This window comes from Streptomyces sp. NPDC004435 (assembly GCF_042873895.1).
GTDB lineage: Bacteria > Actinomycetota > Actinomycetes > Streptomycetales > Streptomycetaceae > Streptomyces.
In genome coordinates this window covers 161,492-186,305 of record NZ_JBIAMB010000013.1, presented here as the reverse complement: position 1 = coordinate 186,305, position 24,814 = coordinate 161,492, and the positions used below count along the sequence as shown (strand labels likewise).

General features: G+C 74.2%; 25 protein-coding genes. 9 read left to right on the top strand and 16 right to left on the bottom strand.

The window, feature by feature from the left end; genetic code table 11:
* Positions 1-7 precede the first annotated feature (7 nt).
* Positions 8-874 (top strand): hypothetical protein, encoded by an 867-nt coding sequence (locus ACFYT9_RS24160; protein WP_389167070.1) that lies wholly within the window; start codon positions 8-10, stop codon positions 872-874.
* Positions 875-991: 117 nt separating this feature from the next.
* Entirely contained in the window at positions 992-3,421 is a 2,430-nt protein-coding gene (locus ACFYT9_RS24155) for a Tex family protein (RefSeq protein WP_389167067.1), read from the top strand.
* Between the two features lie 422 nt (positions 3,422-3,843).
* Here the strand turns inward: ACFYT9_RS24155 and ACFYT9_RS24150 are convergent, their stop codons facing one another.
* The 3 genes from ACFYT9_RS24150 to ACFYT9_RS24140 are packed head-to-tail and all read right to left on the bottom strand — an operon-like array spanning position 3,844 to position 6,211.
* Positions 3,844-4,248 (bottom strand): hypothetical protein, encoded by a 405-nt coding sequence (locus ACFYT9_RS24150; protein WP_387277567.1) that lies wholly within the window; start codon positions 4,246-4,248, stop codon positions 3,844-3,846.
* Complete coding sequence (locus ACFYT9_RS24145; RefSeq protein ID WP_389167064.1) at positions 4,245-4,574, bottom strand: hypothetical protein; 330 nt, start codon at positions 4,572-4,574, stop codon at positions 4,245-4,247. Before ACFYT9_RS24145 ends, ACFYT9_RS24150 begins: the two co-directional genes overlap by 4 nt.
* Positions 4,574-6,211 carry an ABC-F family ATP-binding cassette domain-containing protein gene (locus ACFYT9_RS24140; RefSeq protein WP_389167061.1) on the bottom strand — a complete coding sequence of 546 codons (1,638 nt, stop codon included), beginning with the start codon at positions 6,209-6,211 and terminating at the stop codon, positions 4,574-4,576. The genes ACFYT9_RS24145 and ACFYT9_RS24140 overlap by 1 nt, the downstream gene beginning before the upstream one ends.
* Before the next feature lie 53 nt (positions 6,212-6,264).
* Here ACFYT9_RS24140 and ACFYT9_RS24135 point away from each other — a divergent pair, with 53 nt between their 5' ends.
* Entirely contained in the window at positions 6,265-7,233 is a 969-nt protein-coding gene (locus ACFYT9_RS24135) for an NAD(P)/FAD-dependent oxidoreductase (RefSeq protein ID WP_389167058.1), read from the top strand.
* 68 nt (positions 7,234-7,301) lie between these two features.
* Here ACFYT9_RS24135 and ACFYT9_RS24130 read toward each other — a convergent pair whose 3' ends face one another.
* Together ACFYT9_RS24130 and ACFYT9_RS24125 are read right to left on the bottom strand one after the other, a co-directional pair.
* Positions 7,302-7,607 carry a hypothetical protein gene (locus tag ACFYT9_RS24130; RefSeq protein ID WP_376604661.1) on the bottom strand — a complete coding sequence of 102 codons (306 nt, stop codon included), beginning with the start codon at positions 7,605-7,607 and terminating at the stop codon, positions 7,302-7,304.
* Positions 7,608-7,723: 116 nt separating this feature from the next.
* Positions 7,724-9,028 (bottom strand): M14 family metallocarboxypeptidase, encoded by a 1,305-nt coding sequence (locus ACFYT9_RS24125; RefSeq protein ID WP_389167203.1) that lies wholly within the window; start codon positions 9,026-9,028, stop codon positions 7,724-7,726.
* A gap of 228 nt (positions 9,029-9,256) precedes the next feature.
* On the opposite strand from ACFYT9_RS24125, the gene ACFYT9_RS24120 reads away from it, so the two are divergent.
* Positions 9,257-10,804 carry a M1 family metallopeptidase gene (locus ACFYT9_RS24120; protein ID WP_389167055.1) on the top strand — a complete coding sequence of 516 codons (1,548 nt, stop codon included), beginning with the start codon at positions 9,257-9,259 and terminating at the stop codon, positions 10,802-10,804.
* A 26-nt stretch (positions 10,805-10,830) separates the two neighbouring features.
* Here ACFYT9_RS24120 and ACFYT9_RS24115 read toward each other — a convergent pair whose 3' ends face one another.
* Together ACFYT9_RS24115 and ACFYT9_RS24110 are read right to left on the bottom strand one after the other, a co-directional pair.
* Complete coding sequence (locus ACFYT9_RS24115; protein ID WP_389167053.1) at positions 10,831-11,733, bottom strand: oxygenase MpaB family protein; 903 nt, start codon at positions 11,731-11,733, stop codon at positions 10,831-10,833.
* 147 nt (positions 11,734-11,880) lie between these two features.
* Positions 11,881-12,372 (bottom strand): hypothetical protein, encoded by a 492-nt coding sequence (locus ACFYT9_RS24110; RefSeq protein WP_387277555.1) that lies wholly within the window; start codon positions 12,370-12,372, stop codon positions 11,881-11,883.
* Between the two features lie 172 nt (positions 12,373-12,544).
* Between ACFYT9_RS24110 and sph the strand changes: the two genes are divergently transcribed.
* Positions 12,545-13,537 (top strand): sphingomyelin phosphodiesterase, encoded by a 993-nt coding sequence (gene sph, locus ACFYT9_RS24105; RefSeq protein WP_389167050.1) that lies wholly within the window; start codon positions 12,545-12,547, stop codon positions 13,535-13,537.
* A 22-nt stretch (positions 13,538-13,559) separates the two neighbouring features.
* Here the strand turns inward: sph and ACFYT9_RS24100 are convergent, their stop codons facing one another.
* Positions 13,560-14,063 (bottom strand): hypothetical protein, encoded by a 504-nt coding sequence (locus ACFYT9_RS24100; RefSeq protein ID WP_389167047.1) that lies wholly within the window; start codon positions 14,061-14,063, stop codon positions 13,560-13,562.
* Between the two features lie 93 nt (positions 14,064-14,156).
* Entirely contained in the window at positions 14,157-14,639 is a 483-nt protein-coding gene (locus ACFYT9_RS24095) for a macro domain-containing protein (RefSeq protein ID WP_376601009.1), read from the bottom strand.
* Positions 14,640-14,723: 84 nt separating this feature from the next.
* Here ACFYT9_RS24095 and ACFYT9_RS24090 point away from each other — a divergent pair, with 84 nt between their 5' ends.
* From ACFYT9_RS24090 to ACFYT9_RS24080, 3 genes are read left to right on the top strand one after another with little or no spacing between them, the layout of a single operon-like run.
* Positions 14,724-14,933 (top strand): helix-turn-helix domain-containing protein, encoded by a 210-nt coding sequence (locus ACFYT9_RS24090; protein ID WP_030315760.1) that lies wholly within the window; start codon positions 14,724-14,726, stop codon positions 14,931-14,933.
* Positions 14,933-15,487 carry a Clp protease N-terminal domain-containing protein gene (locus ACFYT9_RS24085; protein ID WP_389167043.1) on the top strand — a complete coding sequence of 185 codons (555 nt, stop codon included), beginning with the start codon at positions 14,933-14,935 and terminating at the stop codon, positions 15,485-15,487. Before ACFYT9_RS24090 ends, ACFYT9_RS24085 begins: the two co-directional genes overlap by 1 nt.
* A gap of 55 nt (positions 15,488-15,542) precedes the next feature.
* Positions 15,543-16,277 (top strand): MerR family transcriptional regulator, encoded by a 735-nt coding sequence (locus tag ACFYT9_RS24080; protein WP_387277545.1) that lies wholly within the window; start codon positions 15,543-15,545, stop codon positions 16,275-16,277.
* On the opposite strand, the gene ACFYT9_RS24075 is transcribed toward ACFYT9_RS24080, so the two are convergent.
* From ACFYT9_RS24075 to ACFYT9_RS24060, 4 genes are all read right to left on the bottom strand, one after another.
* On the bottom strand, positions 16,264-18,438 hold the full coding sequence (locus ACFYT9_RS24075; protein ID WP_389167040.1) for a 3-hydroxyacyl-CoA dehydrogenase NAD-binding domain-containing protein: 2,175 nt from the start codon (positions 18,436-18,438) through the stop codon (positions 16,264-16,266). The two genes, ACFYT9_RS24080 and ACFYT9_RS24075, sit on opposite strands and share 14 nt — an antisense overlap.
* 39 nt (positions 18,439-18,477) lie before the next feature.
* The gene (locus ACFYT9_RS24070; protein WP_376601016.1) at positions 18,478-19,692 is read right to left on the bottom strand and encodes an acetyl-CoA C-acetyltransferase; all 1,215 of its coding nucleotides are present in this window, start codon (positions 19,690-19,692) and stop codon (positions 18,478-18,480) included.
* Between the two features lie 83 nt (positions 19,693-19,775).
* A complete protein-coding gene (locus tag ACFYT9_RS24065) occupies positions 19,776-20,927 on the bottom strand; it encodes an acyl-CoA dehydrogenase family protein (protein ID WP_389167036.1) in 1,152 nt (383 codons plus the stop codon).
* Positions 20,924-22,192, bottom strand: a complete 1,269-nt coding sequence (locus ACFYT9_RS24060; RefSeq protein ID WP_389167034.1) for a CaiB/BaiF CoA transferase family protein — start codon at positions 22,190-22,192, stop codon at positions 20,924-20,926. The genes ACFYT9_RS24065 and ACFYT9_RS24060 overlap by 4 nt, the downstream gene beginning before the upstream one ends.
* A 238-nt stretch (positions 22,193-22,430) precedes the next feature.
* Here ACFYT9_RS24060 and ACFYT9_RS24055 point away from each other — a divergent pair, with 238 nt between their 5' ends.
* On the top strand, positions 22,431-23,648 hold the full coding sequence (locus ACFYT9_RS24055; protein ID WP_376601022.1) for a saccharopine dehydrogenase family protein: 1,218 nt from the start codon (positions 22,431-22,433) through the stop codon (positions 23,646-23,648).
* Positions 23,649-23,704: 56 nt separating this feature from the next.
* Here the strand turns inward: ACFYT9_RS24055 and ACFYT9_RS24050 are convergent, their stop codons facing one another.
* From ACFYT9_RS24050 to mmpA, 3 genes are all read right to left on the bottom strand, one after another.
* Positions 23,705-24,136, bottom strand: a complete 432-nt coding sequence (locus ACFYT9_RS24050; RefSeq protein ID WP_387277534.1) for a RidA family protein — start codon at positions 24,134-24,136, stop codon at positions 23,705-23,707.
* A gap of 72 nt (positions 24,137-24,208) precedes the next feature.
* Positions 24,209-24,670 (bottom strand): VOC family protein, encoded by a 462-nt coding sequence (locus tag ACFYT9_RS24045; RefSeq protein ID WP_389167030.1) that lies wholly within the window; start codon positions 24,668-24,670, stop codon positions 24,209-24,211.
* Positions 24,667-24,807: a morphogenic membrane protein MmpA gene (gene mmpA, locus ACFYT9_RS24040; RefSeq protein ID WP_389167027.1), complete on the bottom strand. Its 141-nt coding sequence runs from the start codon at positions 24,805-24,807 to the stop codon at positions 24,667-24,669. Before mmpA ends, ACFYT9_RS24045 begins: the two co-directional genes overlap by 4 nt.
* Positions 24,808-24,814: the final 7 nt, after the last annotated feature.

Sequence of the window (24,814 nt, the reverse complement as noted above, 5' to 3'; positions counted from 1 at the left end):
TGGTGTCATGACGACTTCGCTGCCGCCGCGGGCCGGGCGCCGCTGCCACAACGCCCTGAACCCGCTCCACTCGACGCTGTACTTCTCCCCCGACCTGGACCGGGAGTTCGGCGCGCTCGGCCTCACCGACCCCGCCGCCATGCGGCTCGCCGCCCGCAGCGCCCCGCTCGGCGCCGTCGGCGCCGGCACGGTCGCCGCGACCTTCTACAACTACAAGGCGGAGCTGCTCGCCCAGCACCTGCCCGGTGTCTGGGAGACCGCCTCCCCCGCCGCCGTCCTCGACGCGAGGCTGCGGACCGCCGACGCCACCCTGCGCCGGCTGCTCGGCGAGGAGGCCGTCGCCTCCCCCGAGATGGCCGAGGCGGCCGGACTCGCCCTGCGGGCCGCCGAGGCGTGCACCCGGCACGCCCGCCCGCTGTACTCCGCCAACGCCGACCTGCCGGTGCCCGAGGAGCCGCACCTCGCCTACTGGCACGCGGCGACCCTGCTCCGCGAGCACCGGGGCGACGGCCACCTGGCCGCCCTGCTCTCGGCCGGCCTCGACCCGGTCGAGGCGCTGGCCTCCCACACCGCCACCGGCAAGGGCATGGCACCGCGCTGGGTCCTCGGCACCCGGGGCTGGCGCCGCGCCGACTGGGAGGCCGCCCGGGACCGGCTGCGCGAGCGCGGGCTCCTCGACGCCGACGGCGAGCTGACGGAGGCCGGCGGCCGGCTGCGCGAGGAGCTGGAGGAGACGACGGACCGCCTGGACGCCGCCCCCTACCAGCACCTCGGCGCGGCGGGCGTGGAGCGGCTCACCGAGCTGGGGCGCGGCTTCCTGATCGCCGCGGCCGGCGCGGGTGCCTTCCCCGGCGACCTCGTCGGCAAGGGCTGAGCCGGAGCCGGCGGCCCCCGGCGCGCGGGGGAAGCGGGTCGGTTGCCGCGTTCGGGTGACCGACCCGGCAGAATGCCTGGTGCAAGCAGTAGGCACGAGAAGGCGAGTCGGGACACCGTGACGACGTCCATCGAAGCAAGGATCGCCGAGGAGCTCGGCGTACGCGAGCGACAGGTGAGGGCGGCCGTCGAGCTGCTCGACGGCGGCTCCACCGTGCCGTTCATCGCGCGCTACCGCAAGGAAGCGACCGAGATGCTCGACGACGCGCAGCTGCGCACCCTGGAGGAGCGGCTGCGCTACCTGCGGGAGCTGGAGGACCGGCGGACCGCCGTGCTCGACTCCGTGCGCGAGCAGGGCAAGCTCACCGAGGAGCTGGAGGCCAGGATCCTGGCCGCCGACACCAAGGCGCGCCTGGAGGACATCTACCTGCCGTTCAAGCCGAAGCGGCGGACCAAGGCGCAGATCGCCCGGGAGGCCGGTCTCGCGCCGCTCGCGGAGGGGCTGCTGGCCGACCCGTCGGTCGAGCCGGCCGCCGCCGCGGCCGCCTTCGTGGACGCGGACAAGGGCGTGGCGGATCCCGCGGCGGCCCTGGAGGGCGCGCGGGCGATCCTCACCGAGAAGTTCTCGGAGGACGCCGACCTCATCGGCGAGCTGCGCGAGCGGATGTGGGGCCGGGGCCGGCTCGCGGCGAAGGTCCGCGAGGGCAAGGAGCAGGACGGCGCGAAGTTCGCCGACTACTTCGACTTCGCCGAGCCGTTCACGGCGCTGCCCTCCCACCGGGTGCTGGCGATGCTGCGCGGCGAGAAGGAGGACGTGCTCAGCCTGGACCTGGAGCCGGAGGAGGCCACGGACGGGCCTTCGTCGTACGAGCCGATCGTGGCGGGCCGCTTCGGCATCGCCGACCGGGGGCGTCCGGGCGACAAGTGGCTCCAGGACACGGTCCGCTGGGCCTGGCGCACCCGGATCCTGGTGCACCTCGGGATCGACCTGCGGCTGCGGCTGCGGACGGCCGCCGAGGACGAGGCCGTCCGGGTCTTCGCGGCGAACCTGCGCGATCTGCTGCTGGCCGCGCCGGCCGGCACCCGGGCGACGCTGGGCCTCGACCCCGGCTTCCGTACCGGCGTGAAGGTGGCGGTGGTCGACGCGACCGGCAAGGTCGTGGCCACCGACACGATCTACCCGCACGTCCCGGCCAACAGGTGGGACGAGTCGCTGGCGAAGCTGGCGCGGCTCGCGAAGGAGCACGCGGTCGAGCTGGTCGCCATCGGCAACGGCACCGCCTCCCGCGAGACCGACAAGCTCGCCGGTGAACTCCTCGCGAAGCACCCCGAGTTGCAGCTGACCAAGGTGATGGTCTCGGAGGCCGGCGCCTCCGTCTACTCGGCTTCCGCCTTCGCCTCCCAGGAGCTTCCTGAACTGGACGTGTCGTTGCGCGGCGCGGTGTCGATCGCCCGGCGCCTCCAGGACCCGCTGGCCGAGCTGGTGAAGATCGACCCGAAGTCGATCGGCGTCGGCCAGTACCAGCACGACCTCGCCGAGACGAAGCTCTCGCGCTCGCTCGACGCGGTCGTCGAGGACTGTGTGAACGGTGTCGGCGTGGACGTCAACACCGCCTCCGCGCCGCTGCTCTCACGGGTCTCCGGCATCAGCGGCGGCCTCGCGGAGAACATCGTGGCGCACCGCGACGCCAACGGCCCCTTCCGCTCCCGCAAGGCGCTCAAGGACGTGGCCAGGCTCGGCCCGAAGGCGTACGAGCAGTGCGCGGGCTTCCTGCGCATCCGGGGCGGGGACGACCCGCTGGACGCCTCCTCGGTGCACCCGGAGGCGTACCCGGTGGTGCGGCGGATGGCGAAGACCACCGGCGGCGAGGTCGCCGCGCTGATCGGCGACACCGGTACGCTGCGGTCGCTGCGGCCGGCCGACTTCGTCGACGACTCCTTCGGCCTGCCGACCGTCACCGACATCCTGCGCGAGCTGGAGAAGCCGGGCCGCGACCCGCGACCCGCCTTCAAGACGGCGACCTTCAAGGACGGCGTCGAGAAGATCGGCGACCTGCTGTCGGGGATGGTCCTGGAGGGCGTGGTGACGAACGTGGCCGCGTTCGGCGCGTTCGTGGACGTCGGTGTGCACCAGGACGGCCTGGTGCACGTCTCCGCCATGTCGAAGACCTTCGTCAAGGACCCCCGTGACGTGGTGAAGCCGGGTGACGTGGTGAAGGTGAAGGTCCTCGACGTCGACATCCCGCGCAAGCGCATCTCGCTGACGCTGCGCCTCGACGACGAGGCGACGGCGGACGACGGGGCGTCCCCCGCCCCGGCCGGGCAGCGCCGCGACCGGGGCGGCCGCCCGCCCCAGCAGCGCCAGGGCGGCCAGGGCCGGGACCGGGACAGGGGCCAGGGTCGGGCCCAGGGGCAGGGTCAGGGTCGGGCCCAGGGTCAGGGCCAGAACCAGGGCCGCGGCCAGGCCGCCGCGCCCGCGAACAGCGCGATGGCCGACGCCCTCCGCAAGGCGGGCCTGCTCGGAGAGGGCGGCGGCAAGCGCCGCTGACGTCTCGCCCGGACGCCCCCGGCCCCGCCTTCGCGGCGGGACCGGGGGCGTCGCGCGTAGGGCCCAGGGACGGGGAGCGGCAGCACCGGGCGCCCACGGCAGCCGACCCGATGCGCTCGGGACGACGGCCCGGGGAGCCCGGGAGCCGGGGAGCCTTGCGAACCGGCGGTCCGGCGCCCTGGCGCCCGGCAGCCCGCCTGCTCGGCGGCCGACCGGCTCGCTCGCCCGGCGGCCCGGCGAACCGGCGGTCCAGCGGCTCGGCGGCCCGGCAGCCCGGCAGCACGGCGGCCCGGCAGCACGGCGGCCCGGCAGCACGGCGGCTCGCCTGCTCGGCGGCCAACCGGCTGCTCGCCCGGCAGCACGGCAGCACGGCAGCCCGGCAGCCCAACGCCCGGCAGCCCAACGCCCCGGCGGTCCGGCGGCTACGGCAGGAAGCGGAGTGCCCAGTCGGCGCGGTTGGCGACCGTGAGGTCGTCGTCCTCGGCCAGGGGGCGCAGGACGCGCTCGGCGGTCTTCGGGTCGGCCTGGACCAGGTCGACGATCTCGGTGGCCAGGCCGTCCTGGTCGTCGCCGAGGTCGGCGGCCGAGGCCCGGACGAGGACCGGGAGGGTGGTCGGGCCGCCGAGGGCGGCGAGGACGCCGCCGAGGAGTTCGCGGGCGTAGCCGTTGCGCTCGGCGACGGCCCGGTCCAGCTCGGACTCCAGGCGCGGCAGCAGCGCCCGGTCGCCGGCGGCCGCGATCTCGTCGGCGAGGTCGATCGTGGCGTCGACGTCCGCGTCGAGGTCGTCCAGCATCGCGAGGAGCCGGGTCACGCTGTCGTCGGTCATGGTGCCTCCGTAAATGCGCCGCCCGCGAGGACCGGCACGGTCGTGGAGCCGTCGATCCCGGCGGCCACGGCGACGTCCTCGGGACAGCCGTACTCGTACAGTTCACGGCCCGTGCCGCAGCCGTGCAAGGCGGCGGCCGGGTCGTCGGTCGCCGCCGGAGTCGGGGAGAGCCCCGGCGCCGGGGCGCGCGGGGCGTCGGGGACCGCTCCGGCCCCGAGGTCGTCCTCCGGGGCGGGGCGGAGCGGGCCGTCCGGCCACCGCTCGCCGGAGGTGATCACGGCGAGGGGGCGCACCGCGAGGGCACCCCGGCCGGAGGGCAGGTCCATCAGAGCTCGGTGACCTTGCCCGCGGCGACCTCGACGCGCCGGTTCACGCGCACCGCGTCGAGCATCCGGCGGTCGTGGGTCACCAGGAGCAGGGTGCCGTCGTAGGAGTCGAGGGCGGACTCCAGCTGCTCGATGGCGGGCAGGTCCAGGTGGTTCGTGGGCTCGTCGAGGACGAGGAGGTTGACGCCCCTGCCCTGGAGGAGGGCGAGCGCGGCGCGGGTCCGCTCGCCCGGGGAGAGCGTGGTGGCGGGGCGCAGCACGTGGTCGGCCTTGAGGCCGAACTTGGCGAGCAGGGTGCGGACCTCGGCCGGTTCGGTCTCCGGGACGGCGGCGCAGAAGGCGTCGAGGAGGGTCTCGGTGCCGTGGAAGAGCTTGCGGGCCTGGTCGACCTCGCCGACGACGACGCCGGAGCCGAGGACGGCGTGGCCGGAGTCGAGCGGGAGGCGGCCGAGGAGGGCGGCGAGCAGGGTGGACTTCCCGGCGCCGTTGGCTCCGGTGACGGCGACCCGGTCGGCCCAGTCGATCTGGAGGGAGACCGGTCCGAAGGAGAAGTCGCCGCGACGGACCCCGGCGTCGCGGAGGGTGGCGACGACGGCTCCGGAGCGGGGCGCGGAGGCGATCTCCATGCGCAGCTCCCACTCCTTGCGGGGCTCGTCGACGACGTCCAGGCGCTCGATCATGCGCTGGGTCTGGCGGGCCTTGGCGGCCTGCTTCTCGCTGGACTCGCCGCGCAGCTTGCGCCCGATCTTGTCGTTGTCGCCCGCCTTGCGGCGGGCGTTGCGGACGCCCTTGTCCATCCAGTTGCGCTGCATGAGCGCGCGGCTCTCCAGGGCGGACTTCTTGTCGGCGTACTCCTCGTACTCCTCGCGGGCGTGCCGGCGGGCGGTGGCCCGCTCCTCCAGGTAGGCGTCGTAGCCGCCGCCGTAGAGGGTGATCTGCTGCTGGGCGAGGTCGAGTTCGAGGACCTTGGTGACGGTGCGGGTGAGGAACTCGCGGTCGTGGCTGACGACGACGGTGCCGGCCCGCAGGCCCTTCACGAAGGACTCCAGGCGCTCCAGGCCGTCCAGGTCGAGGTCGTTGGTCGGCTCGTCGAGGAGGAAGACGTCGTAGCGGGAGAGGAGGAGGGAGGCGAGGCCGGCGCGGGCGGCCTGGCCGCCGGAGAGGCCGGTCATCGGCTGGTCGAGGCCGACGGTGAGGCCGAGGGAGGCGGTGACCTCCTCGGCGCGCTCGTCGAGGTCGGCGCCGCCGAGGTCCAGCCAGCGCTCCAGGGTGGTGGCGTACGCGTCGTCGGCGCCGGGGGTGCCGTCGACGAGGCCCTGGGTGGCCTCGTCCATCGCGGCCTGGGCGGCGGCGACGCCGGTGCGGCGGGCCAGGAACGCGCGGACGGTCTCGCCCTCGCGGCGCTCGGGCTCCTGCGGCAGGTGGCCGACGGTCGCGGTGGGCGGCGAGAGCCTGACCTCGCCCTCCTCGGGGGCGTCGAGCCCGGCGAGCAGCCGCAGCAGGCTGGACTTGCCGGCGCCGTTGACGCCGACGAGGCCGATGACGTCGCCGGGGGCGACGACGAGGTCGAGCCCGGCGAAGAGGGTGCGTTCGCCGTGGCCGGCGGCGAGGTCCTTGGCGACGAGAGTGGCAGTCATCAGACCACGCATCCTACGTGGGTGCCGGACGTCGTCCGGGTACGGTCCCGGGCATGGAGAGCGGCGTGATCGGCGAAGTGATCGTGGTGGGCGGCGGGGTCGTCGGGCTGACGACGGCGGTGACGCTGGCGGAGCGGGGAGCGCGGGTACGGGTCTGGTCCCGGGACCCGGCGGAGGCGACGACCTCGGCGGTGGCGGGCGCCCTGTGGTGGCCGTACCGGATAGAGCCGGCGGCGCGGGCCGGGGAGTGGGCGCTGGAGTCGCTGCGGGTCTACGGGGAGCTGGCCGGCGCGCCGGAGGAGACCGGGGTGCGGTGGGTGCCGGGGGTCCACGCCGACACGGTCCTGGACGGTCTCGGCGCGTGGGCGGCGCGGGTGGAGGGGCTGCGGCAGCTGCCGGCGGCCGAGGTGCCGGGGCCGTACGCCACCGGGCTCGCGGCGCGGCTGCCGCTGATCGACATGCCGGTCCACCTGGCGTGGCTGCGGGCCCGCCTGGAGGCGGCGGGCGGGGTGGTCGAGCGGCGGGCGGTGACGGGCTGGGAGGAGGCGGCCGCGGCGGCGCCGGTGGTGGTGAACTGCACGGGGCTCGCCGCGCGGGAGCTGGTTCCGGACGGCGGAGTGCGGCCGGTGCGGGGGCAGCTGGTGCTGGTGGAGAACCCGGGGATCGAGGAGTGGTTCACGGCGGCGGACGCCGGGGCGGCGGAGACGACGTACTTCTTCCCGCAGCCGGGGCGGCTGGTCCTCGGCGGGACGGCGCAGGAGGGGGCGGAGGGGACGGAGGCCGATCCGGTGACGGCCGCGGGGATCGTGGCGCGGTGCGCGCGGATCCGGCCGGAGATCGCCGGCGCCCGGGTGCTGGGCCACCGGGTGGGACTGCGCCCGGCCCGTTCCGGCGGGGTGCGCGTCGAGGCGGAGCGGCTGCCGGGGGGCGGGCTGCTCGTGCACCACTACGGGCACGGGGGCGCGGGGGTCACGGTGGCGTGGGGCTGCGCGCGGCGCGCGGCGGACCTCGTGACGGGCTGAACGGCCGAAGGCCCCCGCCCTGGAGGGGGCGGGGGCCTTCGGTGCGGGGCGGGAGGTCCCGCCGCCGGTCACTTCCAGATGGGCGGCGCGACGATCTCGTCGGCGCGCTCGCACTGCCTGGCGCGGGTGTCCAGGGCCGCGGCGCGGGCGTAGGCGCGGCGGGACTCCTCGTGGGCGCCGAGGCGCTTGAGCTGGGCGCCCCGGTTGCGCTCGTCCTGCGCCTGGTTCCTCAGCTCCTTGACGTTGCAGGTGCGGTGCGGCGCCGCCTCGGCCGTCGGGGCGGTGACGGCCTGTCCGAGCAGCAGGCCCCCGGCCAGCAGCGTCGTGGTGAACAGGGCGGGCAGGATGCGGCGCGCGCGCGTCGCGTGGTGCATGTGTTTCTCCAAGTCGGGGCCGTGGCGGCCCGGATGAGGCATGGTCAGTACCGATCGGTAACTTTACCTGGAGCGAAGGGGCCGATCGGACACGACCCCCCGTATCCACCCGATCGTCAACACTCCTCCACAGGAAGCCCACTGACGAGGTGATAGGCGGCGCGGCCGTCGAGCAGCAGCGGGACGAGCATCCGCTGCGGCTGGCGCATCGGCACGAAGGCCCCGCCGTCGGTCCGGCGGCTCACCGTCACGCCGTGCAGGGCGAGTTCGTCGCCCGCCTCGGCGTACTGGACGGCGTCGAGGCGGTAGCCGCAGGGCGGGTCGGCGAGGATCTCGTCCGGCTCGGGCGGGTCGTTGTCGGCGCCGCCGAGGTGGACGGGACCCCGGTCGGCCAGGCCGGAGAGACGGGAGGCGGCGGAGGCGGCGGCGAGCGGGCCGCGGCGCTCGGAGACGTACGCGAAGACGTCCTCCAGCGCCGTGAGGTGGGTGGCGACCCTGCGCCGCTGGTTGAGCGCGGGGTCGCGCTCCTCGGCCGCGCCGAGCGGTTCCTCGCGGGTCTCGGCGAGGAGGGCGGTCATGTGCTTGATCCCGGCCGTGTTGCGCAGGATCCGCTCCTGGCCGTCGCCGGCGACCTGCTTCACCGGGCGCCCGGTGAGCGGGTCGGTCCAGAGGCCGTAGACGCCGTGGGTGTACCCGGCGCGGGCCGCGCCGGGGCGGACGTACTCCTCGGAGAGGGTGCGGGACTCGGCGTGGACGCGGGCGTGGGTGTCGAGGCTGCGCGGCCAGAGGGCGAGCAGGTCCTTGTCGTAGAAGCCGGGGGTGGAGTGGTACTCGTGGAGGTCGTGGACGAGGTCCGGGCGCCGGTCGCGGACGAGGGCGGCGAGGGCGCGGGCCTCCGCGGTGCGCAGGGCGAGGTGGTCGCGGTTGACGTCGATTCCGGCGGCGTTGCCGCGGGTGTCCGCCTCGCGCCCGTCGGGGTTGACGTTGGGCAGGACGAGGACGGTGGTGCGGGCGAGGAGGCGCCGGGTGGCGGGGTCGGAGGCGTGGGCGAGGTCCCGGACGGTGCTGAGGCAGGCCTCCCGGCCGGCGGGTTCGTCGCCGTGCTGGCCGCAGACGAGCAGGACGGTGGTGGCGCCGTGCGCGGGGCCGAGCGCGGCGAGCCGGAGCGGCCGGCCCTGCTCGGTGGTGCCGAGCGTGGTGACGGAGACCCGGTCGCTGCCCCGGTCGACGGCGGCGAGGAAGTCCCGCTCCTCCGCGCCGGTCGTCCAGCGGGCGCCGCCGCTCGTCTCGAAGCCGGTCCGGGGCGGGGCCGGCCGCTCGGCGTGGCCCGCCGCCTTCGCGGGGACCGTGACGAGGGGCAGTCCGAGCACGGCGGTCCCGGCGACGAGGGCCAGGACGCGGCGGGCGGCGCGGAATCGCATCGGCATGGGCGGGAACGTACTCGGCGCCCGGGCCGGGACGGAAGACCGCGTACGGGAAACGGGTGAACCGGGGATTCGTGTCGGCCGAATGGCGATCGTGTGACGGGACGCGGTCTTTACGTGACCCTGCGTCGCGTGGTTCCTAGAGTCCGAAAGCGTACGAACTAAGGACCGACGCCCACCCACGCGTCTTACGTCGCTCTGTCGCTCACGACTTGGAGAACATCCGTGCACCGCAGAATCATCGTTCCGAGCGCCCTCGCGGCCTCGCTGCTGCTGGCGATCCCGGCATCGGCGGCCGACTACGTCCCGGGCGCCCCGGGCATCGGCGACTCCTACTACCCCGCCGCCGGCAACGGCGGGTACGACGTCTCCCACTACGACCTGCGCCTGAAGTACCAGCCGTCGACCGACCTCCTGGAGGGCACGGCGACGATCCTGGCGACGACCACCCAGAACCTCTCGCGCTTCAACCTGGACCTGGGGCTGAAGGCCACGGAGGTCCGGGTCGACGGGCGGCTCGCGAAGTTCACCGCGACCGGCGAGCACGAGCTGGAGATCGTCCCCGCGGCGCCGCTGCCGAGGAACAAGCAGGTCACGGTGGTGGTCCGCTACGCGGGCAAGCCCTCCGAGTACAAGGTCGACGGCTGGTCCGCCTGGCACCGCACCCCGGACGGCGGGGTCGCCGCGCAGGAGCCGGACTCGGCCGCATGGTGGTTCCCGTCCAACGACCACCCGCGCGACAAGGCCACCTTCGACGTGTCGGTGTCGGTGCCGGACGGCACCCAGGCGATCAGCAACGGCGTGCTCCAGTCGCAGTCCTCCCGGCTCGGCTGGACCCGCTTCAACTGGCGCTCCACGAAGCCGCAGGCGACGTATCTGGCCACCCTCGCGGTCGGCAGGTTCGACATCACGACGGACCGGACCGCGAACGGTCTGCCCGTCCTCAACGCGTACAGCAAGGACCTCGGCGACAACGCCGGCGCGGCCCGCGCCTCGGTCGAGCGGACCGCCGAGGTCGCGGAGTGGCTGGAGGGGGTCTTCGGCCCGTACCCCTTCAACGCGCTCGGCGGCTATGTGCCGAACGTGACCAGCGGCTACGCCCTGGAGACCCAGACCCGGCCGTTCTACAGCCCGCGCCAGTTCGCGAACGGCGCGAACACCTCGGTGGTCGTGCACGAGCTGGCCCACCAGTGGTACGGCGACAGCGTCTCGGTGCGCGACTGGAAGGACATCTGGATCAACGAGGGCTTCGCCCGCTACAGCCAGTGGCTGTGGTCGGAGAAGGAGGGCGAGGGCACGGCCCAGGAGCTGGCGGACTACGTCTACGCCCTGCGGACGGCCGACGACCCGTTCTGGACGGTGAAGCCGGGCGACCCGGGGGCGGAGGCCCTGTTCCACATCGCGGTGTACGACCGGGGCGCGCTGGCGCTCCAGGCGCTGCGGAACGAGATCGGCGACGAGGACTTCTTCGCGATCCTGAAGGGGTGGCCGCAGCGGTTCGCGCACGGCAACGCGCGGGTCGCGGACTTCGTCCGGTACGCGGAGCAGGTCTCCGGCAAGCCGCTGGCGGCGCTCTTCGACACCTGGCTGTACGAGCCCTCCAAGCCGGCAGCGGGACCGTCTCCGGCCGCCGCACCCGCGGCCCCCGCGGCGCGGTCTGCCGCGCCGGAGTCCCTCCGGGCGAAGCCCGCGCAGCCGAGGTCGTGGAAGAAGATCGCGGCGACGAACACGATCCACGACCACGAGGAGCACCAGGACCACGAGGACCACTAGGTCCACCAGGTCCTGGGGGCCGTCCGTCAGCGCTCGGCGCGGCGGGCGGCCTCGCGGGCTCGCCGGGCGAGCGGCAGATAGCGCAGCCGTTCGGGCAGGAGCGGTACGACGAGACGGACGATCCGGGCGAGGCGGCGCAGCCGGCGCTCCTGCCCGGGCGTCCACTCCAGGCCGATGGCCGCGCGGGCGTCCGGCGGCATCATGCCGACGGTGAGGAAGGCGCGGATCCGCTGGAAGGGGCGGCGGAGCAGCGGCCAGAGGGGGCGGAGCGCGAGCCGGAGGAGGAACGGGCCCCGGTCGGGGGCGGGGACGGGGGCGTCCGGGTCGATGAGCTCGCGGACGACGGCGGTGGCCTCCAGCTCCTCCGCGAGGACCTTGCGGTAGGAGGGCCAGAACTCCTCGACGGTCTGTGGCATGTCCCGGTCGTGGATGCCGAGGATCCGGCCGACCTGGAGCCACTCGGCGTACAGCGCGCGGTCCTGGGCCTCGGTGAGGGGGCGGTGGAGCAGGGCGAGGCCGTGCCGGTAGACGGGGTAGCCGGTGGCGTGGACCCAGGCGTAGTAGGCGGGGGTGAGGGCGTGGTAGCGGCGCCCGTGCGCGTCGGTGCCCTGGATGTCGCGGTGCAGCGCGCGCAGCCGGCGCCCCTCGGCCGCCGCCTCTTCGCCTCCGTACACCCAGAGCTGGACGGAGCGGAGCGAGCGCTCGCCGCGCCCCCAGGGGTCGGTGCGGAAGACGGAGTGCTCGTCGACGCCGGCGCCGATCGCGGGGTGCGCGACCTGCATGGTGAGCGCGGCGGGCAGCATGAGCAGGGCCCGGACGTCCCCGGCGACGCTCCACAGCACGCCGCCGACGGGCGGCGGGGCGGGGTCGGGGTGCCGCCGGTCGCCGGGGGCCTGCGCCCGGGGCCCCGTTCCGGACCTGGTGCTCATACGGGGGTCCTCCTGCCTCTCGCCTCGGTGGCCGCCCCTCCAGGGTGCGCCTCCGGAGCGTCGTGGGGGCGTACGACGACGGGGCCGTTCCCGTGGGCTCTCGGCCCCGGGAACGGCCCCGGCGTGGTGGTCGCGGTCCGTTCGCGGTCAGGCGCGGTCGGCGCCGACCGGCTCGCCGACGATGCGGCCGGCGAGGGCGCGGGCCCAGGCGTCGACGTCGGCGTTGAGCTCGCGCTCGGCGGCCTCGCGCTCGGCGGTGATCTTCGCGGTGCCGGCGACGAGGATGGCGTCGCGCTCGGCCTGGCCCTCGGCGCGGGCGGCGGCGATGGCGGTGGAGCCCTCCTCGACGGCCTTGGAGCGGATCCGGGCGGCGTCGTGGCGGGCCTCGGCGAGCTCGGCCTCGTACTGGGCGCGGATCTCGGCGGCCTCGGCGCGCAGGTCGTCGGCGCGGCCGGTGGCGCCCTCGGTGGCGTCCTCGCGCTCCTCGATCGTGCGCTTGATCTTCGGAAGGATCACCTTGGCCAGGAAGAAGAAGGTGAGGAAGAAGACGGCGAAGCCGAGGATGAGCTCAGCCCACACCGGGTTGAGCGGACCGAGGTCCATGTTGAAGATCGTGGAGTTGGAGGCGAGGGTCGTCATGGCGCGCATTCTACCTGGTCCCGCAGGCGGCGAATCGTACACCCCGGCGATCGTTGGCGCGCTCGTACGACGCACGCAAGATTCCCGGCACCCAGAGGCTACCGGAAGGTAACTACGACTGGTTGTATGGCGCGCGCCGAGTACAACCCCCCACCACTCGTCGGGAGTTCACGTGTCCCTCAGCACGTTCCGCCGCATCCCCGGTGCCGCCGTGTCGCTGGCGCTCGCCGCCGCCACCCTGGCGGCGACCGCCCCCGCCGCCTCAGCCGCCCCCGCGTCCCCCGCGGACGGGGTGCCCCGCCTGAAGGTGCTCACCTACAACGCCTTCCTCTTCAGCAAGACCCTCTACCCGAACTGGGGGCAGGACCACCGGGCCAAGGCGATACCCGCGGCGCCGTTCTTCCAGGGCCAGGACGTCGTGGTGATCCAGGAGGCGTTCGACAACTCCTCCTCCGACGCGCTCAAGGCGAACGCCGCAGCCGCGTACCCGCACCAGACGCCCGTCGTGGGCCGCTCCAAGAGCGGCTGGGACGCGACCGGCGGGTCCTATGCGGCGGCGACGCCCGAGGACGGCGGGGTGACGATCCTCAGCAAGTGGCCGATCGTCCGCAAGGAGCAGTACGTCTACAAGGACGCCTGCGGCGCCGACTGGTTCTCGAACAAGGGCTTCGCCTACGCGGTCCTCGACGTGAACGGCAGCCGCGTCCACGTCGTCGGCACCCACGCCCAGTCCACCGACCCGGGCTGCGCGGCGGGCGAGGCGGCGCAGATGCGCAGCCGCCAGTTCAAGGCGATGGACGCCTTCCTCGACGCCAAGAACATCCCGGCCGGCGAGCAGGTGATCGTCGCGGGTGACATGAACGTCGACTCCCACTCGCCCGAGTACGCGTCGATGCTGGCCGACGCGGGCCTGGCCGGCGCGGACGCCCGCACCGGCCACCCGTACTCCTTCGACACCGAGCTGAACTCGATCGCGGCCGAGCGCTATCCGGACGACCCGCGCGAGGACCTGGACTACGTCCTCCACCGGGCGGGGAACGCCCGCCCGGCGAACTGGACCAACCACGTGATCCTGGAGTCGGCCGCGCCGTGGACGGTCTCCAGCTGGGGCACCAAGTACACGTACACCAATCTGTCGGACCACTACCCGGTGACCGCCTTCTGAGCCGGCCCCCCGGGCCCGCGGGTCAGTAGCCGGGGCCGCCGAAGACGGTGTACGCCCAGGCGGCCACGGCTATGCCGACCAGCACCAGCACCACCCAGGAGCCGGCACCCGTGTGCCGGCTCTTCCGCGCCTTCTCCGGCCGCCCGGCCCGCGAGGGCCCGGAGCCCCCGCCCTTCCCCTTCCGTACCTTCCCCGGCCGCCCGGCCCGCGAGGGCCCGGCGGCCGGCGGCTCCGCCGCCGCGGCGACCTCGGCGAGCATCCGCCGGCAGACGGCGGCCAGCTCGGAGACCGGCGCCGTGAGGTCCACCACGACCTCGGTACGAGCCGGGGCCGTCGTCCCGCCGTCGAGCAGTCGTCCGGCCCGCAGCAGCGCCCGGTCCTTGCCGCCGGTCGGCGCCAGGCTGATCCACCGCTCCACGTGCTCCCCCCGGATCACCACGCCACCGCCCCGCTCCCGGTACACGGTGTGCTCCCGCCAGAGGACTCCGGCCAATTCCGAAGCGGTCTCCCTCAGTTGCGCGTACATCCCACTCCCCTGTTCCCGCCCGCCGACGCGGACCGGCCGCCGACTCTAACCCCCACCGGACCCCCACCGGGCGCCGCCCCCGCACACCGTCCCTCACCCGCCGACGTCGTACACGGTGACCGCCGTCCCCCGCGCCGACAGCCGCTCCCGGACCAGCGGCTCCACCCGGTCCCAGGTCCCGCCGGCGAGGCCGCAGCCGATCCGGGGCATGTGGACCGAGGCCCCCAGCTCGGCGGCCTTGTCCGCGAGCAGCCCGAGGGCCGCGTCGATCGCCTCGTACCGCACGGGCACAGCGCCGCTCCGGCCGGTGCGGATGCCCCGCTGGCCCACCAGGTTCGCCACCCAGAGGTCCGGCGCGACCTGGACGAACTGGGCCGCGCCGAGCCCGAAGCCGCTCGTCGCCCGCTCCCGGTACCAGCGGCGGTAGGCGGCCTCGGGCTCCGGCCAGCGCCGGGAGACGGCGAGCACGAAGCCCCTGCCCCAGCCGCCCAGGTCGTTGCAGACGTGGGCGACGATCCGGACGCCGCTCCCCCGCGGCGCGGTGGCGTCGCCGCACACGTATTCGATCTCGGTCATGGGTCGACCGTAGGGGGAGGGTCCGACAACGAGACCCGTCAACCGAGGTTGACATGAGGTCGAGTGTCAACCTACATTGACAGCATGACCGATGCGACCGATCTCGCCGCACGGGCCGGCGACCGCGACCCCCGGGTCGGGCTGCGGGCCGTGTCCGCGCTGCGGCGACTACTGGAACAGCTGGAGGCCGTCCAGGTGCGCAGCGCGCGCAACCAGGGCTGGTCCTGGCAGGAGATCGCGACCGAGCTGGGTGTCAGCCGGCAGGCCGTCCACAAGAAGTACGGGAGGCAGTGATGTTCGAACGGTTCACGAAGGCCGCGCGCGCCGTGGTGAGGGGCGCCGCCGAGCACGCCGAACGCGGCGGCGCGGCGACCGTCACCCCGGAGCACCTGCTGCTGGCCCTGCTCGACCGGGAGGACACCCGCGCGGCGGCGGCGCTCGGTCGGCTCTGCCCGCGGGACCGCCGCCCGTCCCTGCTCGCCGCCCTCGCCGACGCCCGGCGCCGGGCCGGGCTGTCCCGGGCGGACGCGGAGGCCCTGGCGGACCTCGGCATCGACGTCGGCGCGGTCGTCGCCCGCGTCGAGGAGACCCACGGGACCGGGGCGCTCGCGGGCGACCGCAAGGACGCGGGGTGGTGGTCCGGGCGCCGGACCTTCTCCCGCGAGGCGAAGACCGTGCTGGAGAAGTCGCTGCGCGTGGCGCTCGCCCGCAAGGACCGGGAGATCGGCGACGAGCACCTGCTCCTCGCCCTCACCACGACCGGCGGGGTGGTCGCCGAGGCCCTGGCCGACCACGGCGTGACGTACACGGCCGTCGACGCGGCCCTCGCCGCGCCCGCGCAGCTGTGACCCGGAGGACCCGGGGTCTTTCACAGCACTGGTGAGACAGCAATACTGTTCCACCATGGAGGACGCGAGCGACGAGGGACTGCCCGGATACACCGTCGACGAGCTGGCCGCGCGGGCCGGGGTCACGGTGCGGACCGTGCGGTTCTACGGGACGCGGGGGCTGCTGCCGCCGCCGGTGATCGGCCCCCGCCGGGTCGGGCGGTACGGCCCCGGGCACCTGGCCCGGCTCGCGCTCATCGAGGAGCTCCAGCGGCAGGGCATGACGCTCGCCGCGATCGAGCGGTACCTGGAGCAGCTGCCGCCCGAGCTCAGCGCGCAGGACCTCGCCGTGCACCGGGCGCTGGTGGCGTCGTGGGCGCCGGAGTCCGCCGAGACGATCACCCGGCGGGAGCTGGAGCGGCGCGCCGGACGGGAGTTGGCCGACCGGGACCTCGAACGGCTCGCCGCCATGGGGGTGTTGGCGCCGACCGCCGAGGACGGGGTGTTCCGGCTCGACGGGTCCCTGCTGCGGCTCGGCGTCGAACTCCTCGACGTGCCCATCGAGCACGAGACCATCCTCGCCTCCCGGACGGTGCTCCTCGCCCACGCCCGGTCCGCCGCCCAGGAGCTGGCGCGGCTGTTCCAGGAGGAGGTGTGGAACCCGTACCGGGAGAGCGGGGAGGACCCGGACCACCTCACGGCGATGAAGTCGCTCTCGGCGCACATGCAGCCGATGGTGGTCCAGGCCCTCGTCACCGCGTTCCAGCGCTCCCTGAGCGAGGAGTTGCGGTCGGCGTTCAGGAGTCCGTGAAGGTCTCGCCCCGCTCCGCCTTCGCCACCAGCAGGGCCGGCGGGGCGAAGCGCTCGCCGTACGTCTCCGCCAGCTCGCGGGCGCGCGCCGTGAAGCCGGCGACACCGCCCTCGTAGCCGTTGACGTACTGGAGGATGCCGCCGGTCCAGGCCGGGAAGCCGATGCCCATGATGGAGCCGATGTTGGCGTCGGCGACCGAGGTCAGGACGCCCTCCTCCAGGAGGCGGACGGTGTCCAGGGCCTCCGCGAAGAGCATCCGCTCCTGCATGTCGCGGAAGGGGATCTCGTACCCCGGCTTCGTGAAGTGCTCGCGCAGGCCCGGCCACAGCTTGCCGCGCTTGCCCGCCTCGCCGTAGTCGTAGAAGCCCGCGCCGCCGCTGCGGCCCGGGCGGCCGAACTCGTCGACCATGCGGTCGATGACGGCCTCGCCGGGGTGGGTGGCCCAGACGCCGCCGGACTCCTCGACGGCCTTCTTCGTCTCGTTGCGGATCTTGCGCGGCAGCGTGAGGGTCAGCTCGTCCATCAGGGAGAGGATCTTGGCCGGGTAGCCGGCCTGCGCCGCGGCCTGCTCGATCGAGGCGGGCTCGATGCCCTCGCCGACCATCGCCACGCCCTCGTTGAGGAAGTGGCCGATGACGCGGGAGGTGAAGAAGCCGCGCGAGTCGTTGACGACGATCGGCGTCTTGTTGATCTGGCGGACCAGGTCGAAGGCACGGGCCAGGGCCTCGTCCCCGGTGCGCTCGCCCTTGATGATCTCGACCAGCGGCATCTTGTCGACCGGCGAGAAGAAGTGCAGGCCGATGAAGTCGTCCTGGCGCTCGACGCCCTCGGCGAGGACGGTGATCGGCAGGGTGGAGGTGTTGGAGCAGAGCAGCGCGTCGGCGTCGACGACGTGCTGGATCTCCTGGAAGACCTTGTGCTTGAGCGCGGTGTCCTCGAAGACGGCCTCGATCACCGCGTCGCAGCCGGCCAGCGCCCGCGGGTCGGCGGTGGGGGTGATGCGGGCGAGCAGGGCGTCGGCCTTCTCCTGGGTCGTACGGCCCCGGGAGACGGCCTTGGCGCAGAGCTTCTCGGAGTACGCCTTGCCCTTGGCGGCGGCCTCGTCGGTGACGTCCTTGAGGACCACCTCGATGCCGGCGCGGGCGCAGGAGTAGGCGATGCCGGCGCCCATCATGCCGGCGCCGAGCACGGCGACCCTGCGGACCTGGCGCTTCTCGACGCCCTTGGGGCGGCTGGCGCCGGAGTTGACGGCCTGGAGGTCGAAGAAGAACGCCTGGATCATGTTCTTCGCGGTCTGGCCGGTGACCAGCTCGGTGAAGTAGCGGGACTCGATGACCTGGGCGGACTCGAAGTCGACCTGGGAGCCCTCGACGGCCGCGGCCATGATGTTGCGCGGGGCCGGGTAGGGGGCGCCGGCCAGCGTCTTGCGCAGGTTGGCCGGGAAGGCGGGCAGGTTGGCGGCGAACTTCGGGTTCGACGGGGTGCCGCCGGGGATGCGGTACCCGGGCACGTCCCAGGGCTGCGCGGACTCCGGGTGGGTGTCGATGAAGGCGATGGCCTTGGCCATCATCTCCTCGGGGGTGGAGGCCAGTTCGTGGACCAGGCCGCTGTCGAGGGCACGCTTCGGGGTGTACTGGGTGCCCTGGAGGAGGACCTTGAGGAGGGCGTCGGTGATGCCCATGAGGCGTACGGTGCGGGTGACGCCGCCACCGCCGGGCAGCAGGCCGAGGGTGACCTCGGGCAGGCCGATCTTGGAGCCGGACGCGTCGAGGGCGATCCGGTGGTGGGAGGCGAGCGCGATCTCGTAACCGCCTCCGAGAGCCGCGCCGTTGAGGGCGGCGACGACGGGCTTGCCGAGGGTCTCGATGCGGCGCAGCGCGCGCTTCATGTCCATGGCGGCGTCGAAGATGGCCGGGGCGTGCTCGGGGCCCGCCTGGATCATGTCCTTGAGGTCGCCGCCGGCGAAGAAGGTCTTCTTCGCGGAGGTGTAGATGACGCCGCGGATGGAGTCCTTCTCGGCCTCCAGGCGGTCGGCGACGGCCGTGATCGACGCGCGGAACGCCTGGTTCATGGTGTTGGCGGACTGGTTCGGGTCGTCGAGGACGAGGGTGACGATCCCCGTGTCGTCCTGCTCCCAGCGGATGGTGGTGCTCTCGCTCATGACTGATGCTTCTCCGGTAGAGGGGTGCGGACGGGGAGGTCAGACGCGCTCGACGATGGTGGCGATGCCCATGCCGCCGCCGACGCAGAGGGTGGCGAGGCCGTAGCGCTTGTCCTGGCGCTCCAGCTCGTCGACGAGGGTGCCGAGGATGATCGCGCCGGTGGCGCCGAGCGGGTGGCCGAGCGCGATGGCGCCGCCGTTGACGTTGACCTTGTCCAGGGAGACGCCCATGTCCTTGACGAAGCGGAGGACGACCGCGGCGAAGGCCTCGTTGATCTCGATCAGGTCGATGTCGTCGATGGTGAGACCGGCCTTGGCGAGCGCCTTGCGGGCGGCCGGGGCGGGACCGGTGAGCATGATGGTGGGTTCGGAGCCGGAGACGGCGGCGGCGACGATCCGGGCGCGGGGCGTCAGCCCGTACCGCTCCCCGATCTCCTTCGAGCCGACGGCGACGAGGGAGGCGCCGTCGACGATGCCGGAGGAGTTGCCGGCGTGGTGGACGTGGTCGATCTCCTCGATCCAGTGGTACTTCTGGAGCGCGACCGCGTCGAAGCCGCCGAGCTCGCCGATGTCCGCGAAGGACGGCTTGAGCCGGGCGAGGGAGTCGGCGGTGGTGCCGGGGCGCATGAACTCGTCGTGGTCGAGGACGGTCAGGCCGGCCCGGTCGACGACGGGGACGACGGAGCGGGCGAAGCGTCCCTCCTTCCAGGCGGTCGCGGCGCGCTCCTGGGAGAGGGCGGCGTACTCGTCCACGTCGCGGCGGCTGAAGCCCTCGATGGTGGCGATGAGGTCGGCGCCGATGCCCTGCGGGACGAAGTTGGTCTCCAGGTTGGTCATCGGGTCGGCGAACCAGGCGCCGCCGTCCGAGGCCATCGGCACCCGGGACATGGACTCGACGCCGCCGGCGAGGACGAGGTCCTCCCAGCCGGAGCGGACCTTCATGGCGGCCATGTTCACCGCTTCGAGGCCCGAGGCGCAGAAGCGGTTCTCCTGGACGCCGGCGACGGTGTCGGGGAGACCGGCGGCGATGGCGGCGATCCGGGCGATGTCGGAGCCCTGGTCGCCGACCGGGCCGACGACGCCGAGGACGATGTCGTCGACGGCGGCCGGGTCGAGGCCGGGGTTGCGGGTCTGGATCTCGCGGATCAGGCCGGTGACCAGGTCGATGGGCTTGGTTCCGTGCAGGGAGCCGTTGGCCTTGCCGCGTCCGCGCGGGGTGCGGATCGCGTCGTACACGTACGCTTCGGTGCTCACGGGAAGCCTTTCACGGTGAGGGTTTTCGACGAGCGGGAGGGGTCGGGGCGGGGCGTCGGGGGATCGGCCGAGGGTGTCGGGGATCAGCCGAGGAGGGAGCGGCCGATGATCTCCTTCATGATCTCCGTCGTGCCGCCGTAGATGGTCTGGATGCGGCCGTCGGTGAAGGCGCGGGCGACCGGGAATTCGCTCATGTAGCCGTATCCGCCGTGCAGTTGCAGGCAGCGGTCGGCGACCCTCTTCTGGAGCTCGGTCGCCCACCACTTCGCCATGGAGGCGTTGACGGGATCGAGACCGAGCCCGGTCGGGTCGGCGTGCTCGGCGATGCAGCGGTCCACGAAGGCGCGGGTCACGGCGCACTCGGTGGCCATCTCCGCGATCTCGAACCGCACGTGCTGGAGCTTGGCGAGCGGCCGGCCGAACGCCTCGCGCTCCTTGACGTACCGGGTGGTGAGCTCCAGGAGGTGCTCGGCGCCGGCGATCCCGGCGACCGCGATGGCGAGGCGCTCCTGGGCGAGGTTGGTCATCAGGTGGACGAAGGCGCCGTTGAGCTCGCCCAGCAGGTTCTCCTTGGGGACGCGGACGTCCTTGAAGAAGAGCTCGGCGGTGTCCTGGGACTTCTGGCCGATCTTGTCGAGGTTGCGGCCGCGCTCGAAGCCCTCCATGCCCCGCTCGACCACGAGCAGGGAGAGGCCGTGGGCGCCGCCCTCGGGGGTGGTGCGGGCGACGACGATCACCAGATCGGCGAGGATGCCGTTGGAGATGAAGGTCTTGGAGCCGTTGAGGACCCAGTGGTCGCCGTGGTCCTCCGCGGTGGTGCTGATGCCCTGGAGGTCGGAGCCGGCGCCGGGCTCGGTCATCGCGATGGCGGTGACGATCTCGCCGGAGCAGAAGCCGGGCAGCCAGCGCCGCCGCTGCTCGTCGGTGGCGAGCTTGGTGAGGTACGGTCCGATGATGTCGTTGTGGAGGCCGAGGGCGAGGCCGGGGGCGGCGGCCTTGGTGAACTCCTCGGCGAGGACGGAGGCGTACCGGAAGTCGGGATTGCCTCCGCCGCCGTGCTCCTCCTCGACGGCGAGGCCGAGCAGGCCCTGCCGGCCGGCGGCGAGCCATGCCTCGCGGGAGACGATGCCGTCCTTCTCCCACTGCTCGTAGTGGGGCAGCACCTCCTTCTCCAGGAAGGTGCGGACGGTGGCCCGGAAGGCCTCGTGGTCCTCGGTGTAGAGGGTGCGCTTCATGCGGTCTTCGACTCCTGGGTGAACGGGGCGTCCGGGGTGTGCGGATCGTCCTCGGGGTGCAGGGCGGGGACGCCCCAGTCGCGGGCGACCTCGGCGGTGTCGGCGCCGGGCAGGGCGGGGCCGGTACGGAGGGTGCCCGGGGTGGCGGAGAAGCGGGGCGCGGGCGCGGGCTGGACGAGTCCGCCGTGCTCGGTGAAGGTGGCGCGGGCGGCGAGATGCGGGTGGGCGGGGGCCTCGCGGAGCGAGAGGACGGGGGCGACGCAGGCGTCGGAGCCCTCGAAGACCTCGGTCCACTCGGCGCGGGTACGGCTCCGGAAACGCGCGGCGACGGCCTCGCGCAGCTCGGGCCAGCGGGCGAGGTCGCGGCGGAGCGCGGTGGCGTAGCCGCCGTCTCGGGCCTCGGCGCGGGCGCCGGCTGCGGCTGCGGGGCGGGCTGCGGACGCGGGCTCGGTTCCGGACGCGGGCTCGGTCAGGCCGAGGAGCTGGGCGAACTCGTCGTAGAAGCGTTCCTCCAGGGCGCCGACGGCCATGTGGCCGCCGTCGGAGGTCGCGTACACCCCGTAGAAGGGGCAGCCGCCGTCGAGGAGGTTCACCCCGCGCCGGTCCTGCCAGCCGCCCGCCGCGACCATGGCGTGGATCATGGTGGTGAGGTGGGCGGCGCCGTCCACGATCGCCGCGTCGACGACCTGCCCCTCGCCGTGGGCGCGGGCGTGCTGGAGGGCGGCGAGGACGCCGATGACGAGGTAGAGGGAGCCGCCGGCGTAGTCGCCGACGAGGTTGGCGGGGATGGCCGGGGGGCCTTCCGGGTCCGGCCCGATCATGCCGAGGGCGCCGGTGACGGCGATGTAGCCGATGTCGTGGCCGGCGGTGGGGGCGAGCGGGCCGTCCTGGCCCCAGCCGGTCATCCGGCCGTAGACGAGCCGGGGGTTGCGGGCGAGGCACTCCCCCGGGCCGACCCCGAGGCGTTCGGCGACGCCGGGGCGGTACCCCTCGATCAGCACGTCGGCGCGCTCGACCAGGTCGAGGACGGCGGCGGGGCCCTCGGGGCTCTTCAGGTCGAGGAGGACCGAGCGCTTGTTGCGGTTGGTGAGGTCCTTGGCCGGGTCGACGCCGATGCCGGCGCCGCCGGGGCGGTCGACGCGGACGACGTCGGCGCCGAGGTCGCCGAGGAGCATGGCGGCGAAGGGGCCGGGGCCGATGCCGGCGAGTTCCACCACCCGGACGCCGGCGAGCGGGCCGGTCCGCTCGGTCTGCCTCGTGCCCATCGAGCCCCCAGGAGTGTGTGACACCAGTGATGTAACACCGAAGATGCTAGGAACGTGTTCCACTCGGCACAAGCCCCCCGGCCGAGCAAGCGCTTGGAAATTCGGTGGGGCGGTCGGGTCCGCTATCCTCCGCCGACGGCACGGCCGAGGACATCGCCGACGGCATCGCGGGGTACGTGACCCGGGGCGACGCCGAAGGGCATCGCCGAGGCATCGCGAGGGACGGGAGTGAGGCTCGATGGAGACAGGGGCGGACGCGGGGCGGGAGCCCGGCGGGGAGGCCGGAGCGCGGGCGTACGACGTGGTCCTCTACGGGGCGACCGGGTTCGTGGGCGAGCTCACCGCCGAGTATCTGGCCGAGCACGCGCCCGCCGGGTGCCGCTGGGCCCTCGCCGGGCGCTCGGCGGCGAAGCTGGCCGCGCTGCGGGACCGGCTCGCCGCCGTCCGGCCGCACTGCGCGGACCTGCCGCTGGTGGTCGCGGACTCCGGGGACCCGGCCGCACTGCGTGAGCTCGCCCGGTCCGCCCGGGTGGTGGCCTCCACGGTCGGCCCGTACGTCTGGTACGGCGAAGGGCTCGTCGCCGCCTGCGCGGACGCCGGCACCGACTACCTGGACCTCACCGGCGAGGCCGAGTTCGTCGATCTCATGTACGTCCGCCATGACGCCCGCGCCCGGGAGACCGGTGCCCGGATCGTGCACGCCTGCGGCTTCGACTCCGTCCCGCACGACCTCGGCGTGCTCTTCACCGTGGAGCAGCTGCCGGAGGGCGTACCGCTGCGCGTCGACGGCTTCGTCCGGGCCGGTGCCGTCTTCTCCGGCGGCACCTTCGCCTCGGCGCTGACGGCCTTCGGGCGCGGCCGGGAGATCCTGCGGGCCGCCCGCGAACGCCGGCTGCACGCGCCCCGGTCGGTGGGCCGGCGGGCCCGAGCGCCGCTGGGCGCCCCCCGTTTCAGCACCGAGACGGGCACCTGGGCGCTGCCGCTGCCCACCCTCGACCCGCAGGTCGTGGCCCGGTCGGCGGCCGCGCTCGACCGGTACGGCCCCGACTTCCGCTACCGCCACTACGCCTCGGTGAAGACGCTGCCGATGGCGCTCGGCGGCACGGCGGCGATCGGAGCGGCCGTCACGGCGGCCCAGGTGCCCGCCGCACGGCGGTGGTTGATGGACCGTTACCAGGCGGGCTCCGGGCCCTCGGCCGAGCGGCGCGCCCGCAGCTGGTTCACCGTCCGCTTCGTCGGCGAGGGCGGCGGACGGCGGGTCTTCACCGAGGTGTCGGGCGGCGACCCCGGCTACGACGAGACGGCGAAGATGCTCGCCGAGTCGGCGCTCTGCCTCGCCCTGGACCCGCTGCCGAAGACGGCGGGCCAGGTCACCACGGCGGTGGCGATGGGCGACGCGCTCATCGCCCGGCTGCGGGCGGCGGGCCTCCGCTTCCGGGTGGCACACGCGGAGTAGCGGCCGGCGGCCCCGTCACCCGCCGGCCGTCCCCGCCGCCTCCGCCCTCCGGCCGTTCACCAGCCGATCATGTCCGGGGCGGTGTGGTCGGTCACGATCGCGTCGATCTCGACCTCGACCAGCCACCGGGGGTCGATGAACCCGGACACCTCGACGAAGGTGCAGGCGGGCCGGACGGCGGCGAACCGCTCGCCGTGGGCGCGGGCCGCCTCCCGCCAGGTGGTGGCGTCGGTGAGCATGACCCGGGTGCGGACGACGTCCGTCAGGCGGGCGCCCGCCTCGCGGAGGGCGGCCTCGGCGATGTCGAGACATCGGACGGTCTGGGCGTAGACGTCGCCGGGGGCGGAGGTGGTGCCGTCGGGCGCGATCGGCGCGGTGCCGGCGACGGAGACGTACGGGCCGTGCCGTACCGCGCGGGAGAAGCCGATCTCCGGTTCGAGGGGGGAGCCGGAGGAGACGAGTCGTCGGGGTGTGGTCTGCGGGTCCATCCGCTCATACTGCCCACCACGCGCCCGGTCGAAGCCGGTCGGCGGAACGGCTCCGGGCGCGCCCCGGGTCCCTCAGTTCCCCATCAGCCGGAAGGGATGTCCGGCCGGATCCGCGTACACCCGCCACAGCGGTCCGGCGTCCCCGCCGGTCCCGGGCTCCGCGCCCGATCCGTCCTCCCCGGGCCCGCCCTCAGCGAGTCCGCCCTGGCTGAATGCACCCTCCGCGAGTCCGCCCTCGCTGAGGGGAACGGCCCCGAGGGCGAGCACCCGGTCGTGGGCGGCGGCCGGGTCCGGGACCCGGATGTCCAGCAGGAACTGCTGCTCCGGGGCGCCCCAGACGGGTGGCCGGTGGTCGGCGACGTCCTGGAAGGCGAGGACCGGTCCGTGCGCGTCGCGCAGCACGGCGGAGCCGGCGCCGACGGCGAGCCCCGGGTCGGGCGCCGTGATCTCCCCGCCCAGCACCTCCCGGTAGAACGCGGCGAGTTCATGGGCGTCGGGGCAGTCGAGGACGACGCAGCGCAGCCGCCCCTTCATCGGGTGGTCCAGTCGGCGAGCACGTACAGGATGGCGCAGGTCCAGGCGAGCGCGGAGAGCGCGGCGACCGCGAGGACGGCGGGCATCGCCCGGCCGCCGGAGCGGCCACGGGGGCGCGTGGTGACGGGGGTTGTCATGACGGCC

What these genes read in the sequence shown, in the direction of transcription:
- ACFYT9_RS24160 (WP_389167070.1), top strand. Translation starts at nt 8, where the DNA reads ATGACGACTTCGCTGCCGCCGCGGGCCGGGCGCCGCTGCCACAACGCC.
- ACFYT9_RS24150 (WP_387277567.1), bottom strand. Translation starts at nt 4,248, where the DNA reads ATGACCGACGACAGCGTGACCCGGCTCCTCGCGATGCTGGACGACCTC.
- ACFYT9_RS24145 (WP_389167064.1), bottom strand. Translation starts at nt 4,574, where the DNA reads ATGGACCTGCCCTCCGGCCGGGGTGCCCTCGCGGTGCGCCCCCTCGCC.
- ACFYT9_RS24140 (WP_389167061.1), bottom strand. Translation starts at nt 6,211, where the DNA reads ATGACTGCCACTCTCGTCGCCAAGGACCTCGCCGCCGGCCACGGCGAA.
- ACFYT9_RS24135 (WP_389167058.1), top strand. Translation starts at nt 6,265, where the DNA reads ATGGAGAGCGGCGTGATCGGCGAAGTGATCGTGGTGGGCGGCGGGGTC.
- ACFYT9_RS24130 (WP_376604661.1), bottom strand. Translation starts at nt 7,607, where the DNA reads ATGCACCACGCGACGCGCGCGCGCCGCATCCTGCCCGCCCTGTTCACC.
- ACFYT9_RS24125 (WP_389167203.1), bottom strand. Translation starts at nt 9,028, where the DNA reads ATGCGATTCCGCGCCGCCCGCCGCGTCCTGGCCCTCGTCGCCGGGACC.
- ACFYT9_RS24115 (WP_389167053.1), bottom strand. Translation starts at nt 11,733, where the DNA reads ATGAGCACCAGGTCCGGAACGGGGCCCCGGGCGCAGGCCCCCGGCGAC.
- ACFYT9_RS24110 (WP_387277555.1), bottom strand. Translation starts at nt 12,372, where the DNA reads ATGACGACCCTCGCCTCCAACTCCACGATCTTCAACATGGACCTCGGT.
- ACFYT9_RS24100 (WP_389167047.1), bottom strand. Translation starts at nt 14,063, where the DNA reads ATGTACGCGCAACTGAGGGAGACCGCTTCGGAATTGGCCGGAGTCCTC.
- ACFYT9_RS24095 (WP_376601009.1), bottom strand. Translation starts at nt 14,639, where the DNA reads ATGACCGAGATCGAATACGTGTGCGGCGACGCCACCGCGCCGCGGGGG.
- ACFYT9_RS24090 (WP_030315760.1), top strand. Translation starts at nt 14,724, where the DNA reads ATGACCGATGCGACCGATCTCGCCGCACGGGCCGGCGACCGCGACCCC.
- ACFYT9_RS24085 (WP_389167043.1), top strand. Translation starts at nt 14,933, where the DNA reads ATGTTCGAACGGTTCACGAAGGCCGCGCGCGCCGTGGTGAGGGGCGCC.
- ACFYT9_RS24080 (WP_387277545.1), top strand. Translation starts at nt 15,543, where the DNA reads ATGGAGGACGCGAGCGACGAGGGACTGCCCGGATACACCGTCGACGAG.
- ACFYT9_RS24075 (WP_389167040.1), bottom strand. Translation starts at nt 18,438, where the DNA reads ATGAGCGAGAGCACCACCATCCGCTGGGAGCAGGACGACACGGGGATC.
- ACFYT9_RS24065 (WP_389167036.1), bottom strand. Translation starts at nt 20,927, where the DNA reads ATGAAGCGCACCCTCTACACCGAGGACCACGAGGCCTTCCGGGCCACC.
- ACFYT9_RS24060 (WP_389167034.1), bottom strand. Translation starts at nt 22,192, where the DNA reads ATGGGCACGAGGCAGACCGAGCGGACCGGCCCGCTCGCCGGCGTCCGG.
- ACFYT9_RS24055 (WP_376601022.1), top strand. Translation starts at nt 22,431, where the DNA reads ATGGAGACAGGGGCGGACGCGGGGCGGGAGCCCGGCGGGGAGGCCGGA.
- ACFYT9_RS24050 (WP_387277534.1), bottom strand. Translation starts at nt 24,136, where the DNA reads ATGGACCCGCAGACCACACCCCGACGACTCGTCTCCTCCGGCTCCCCC.
- ACFYT9_RS24045 (WP_389167030.1), bottom strand. Translation starts at nt 24,670, where the DNA reads ATGAAGGGGCGGCTGCGCTGCGTCGTCCTCGACTGCCCCGACGCCCAT.
- mmpA (WP_389167027.1), bottom strand. Translation starts at nt 24,807, where the DNA reads ATGACAACCCCCGTCACCACGCGCCCCCGTGGCCGCTCCGGCGGCCGG.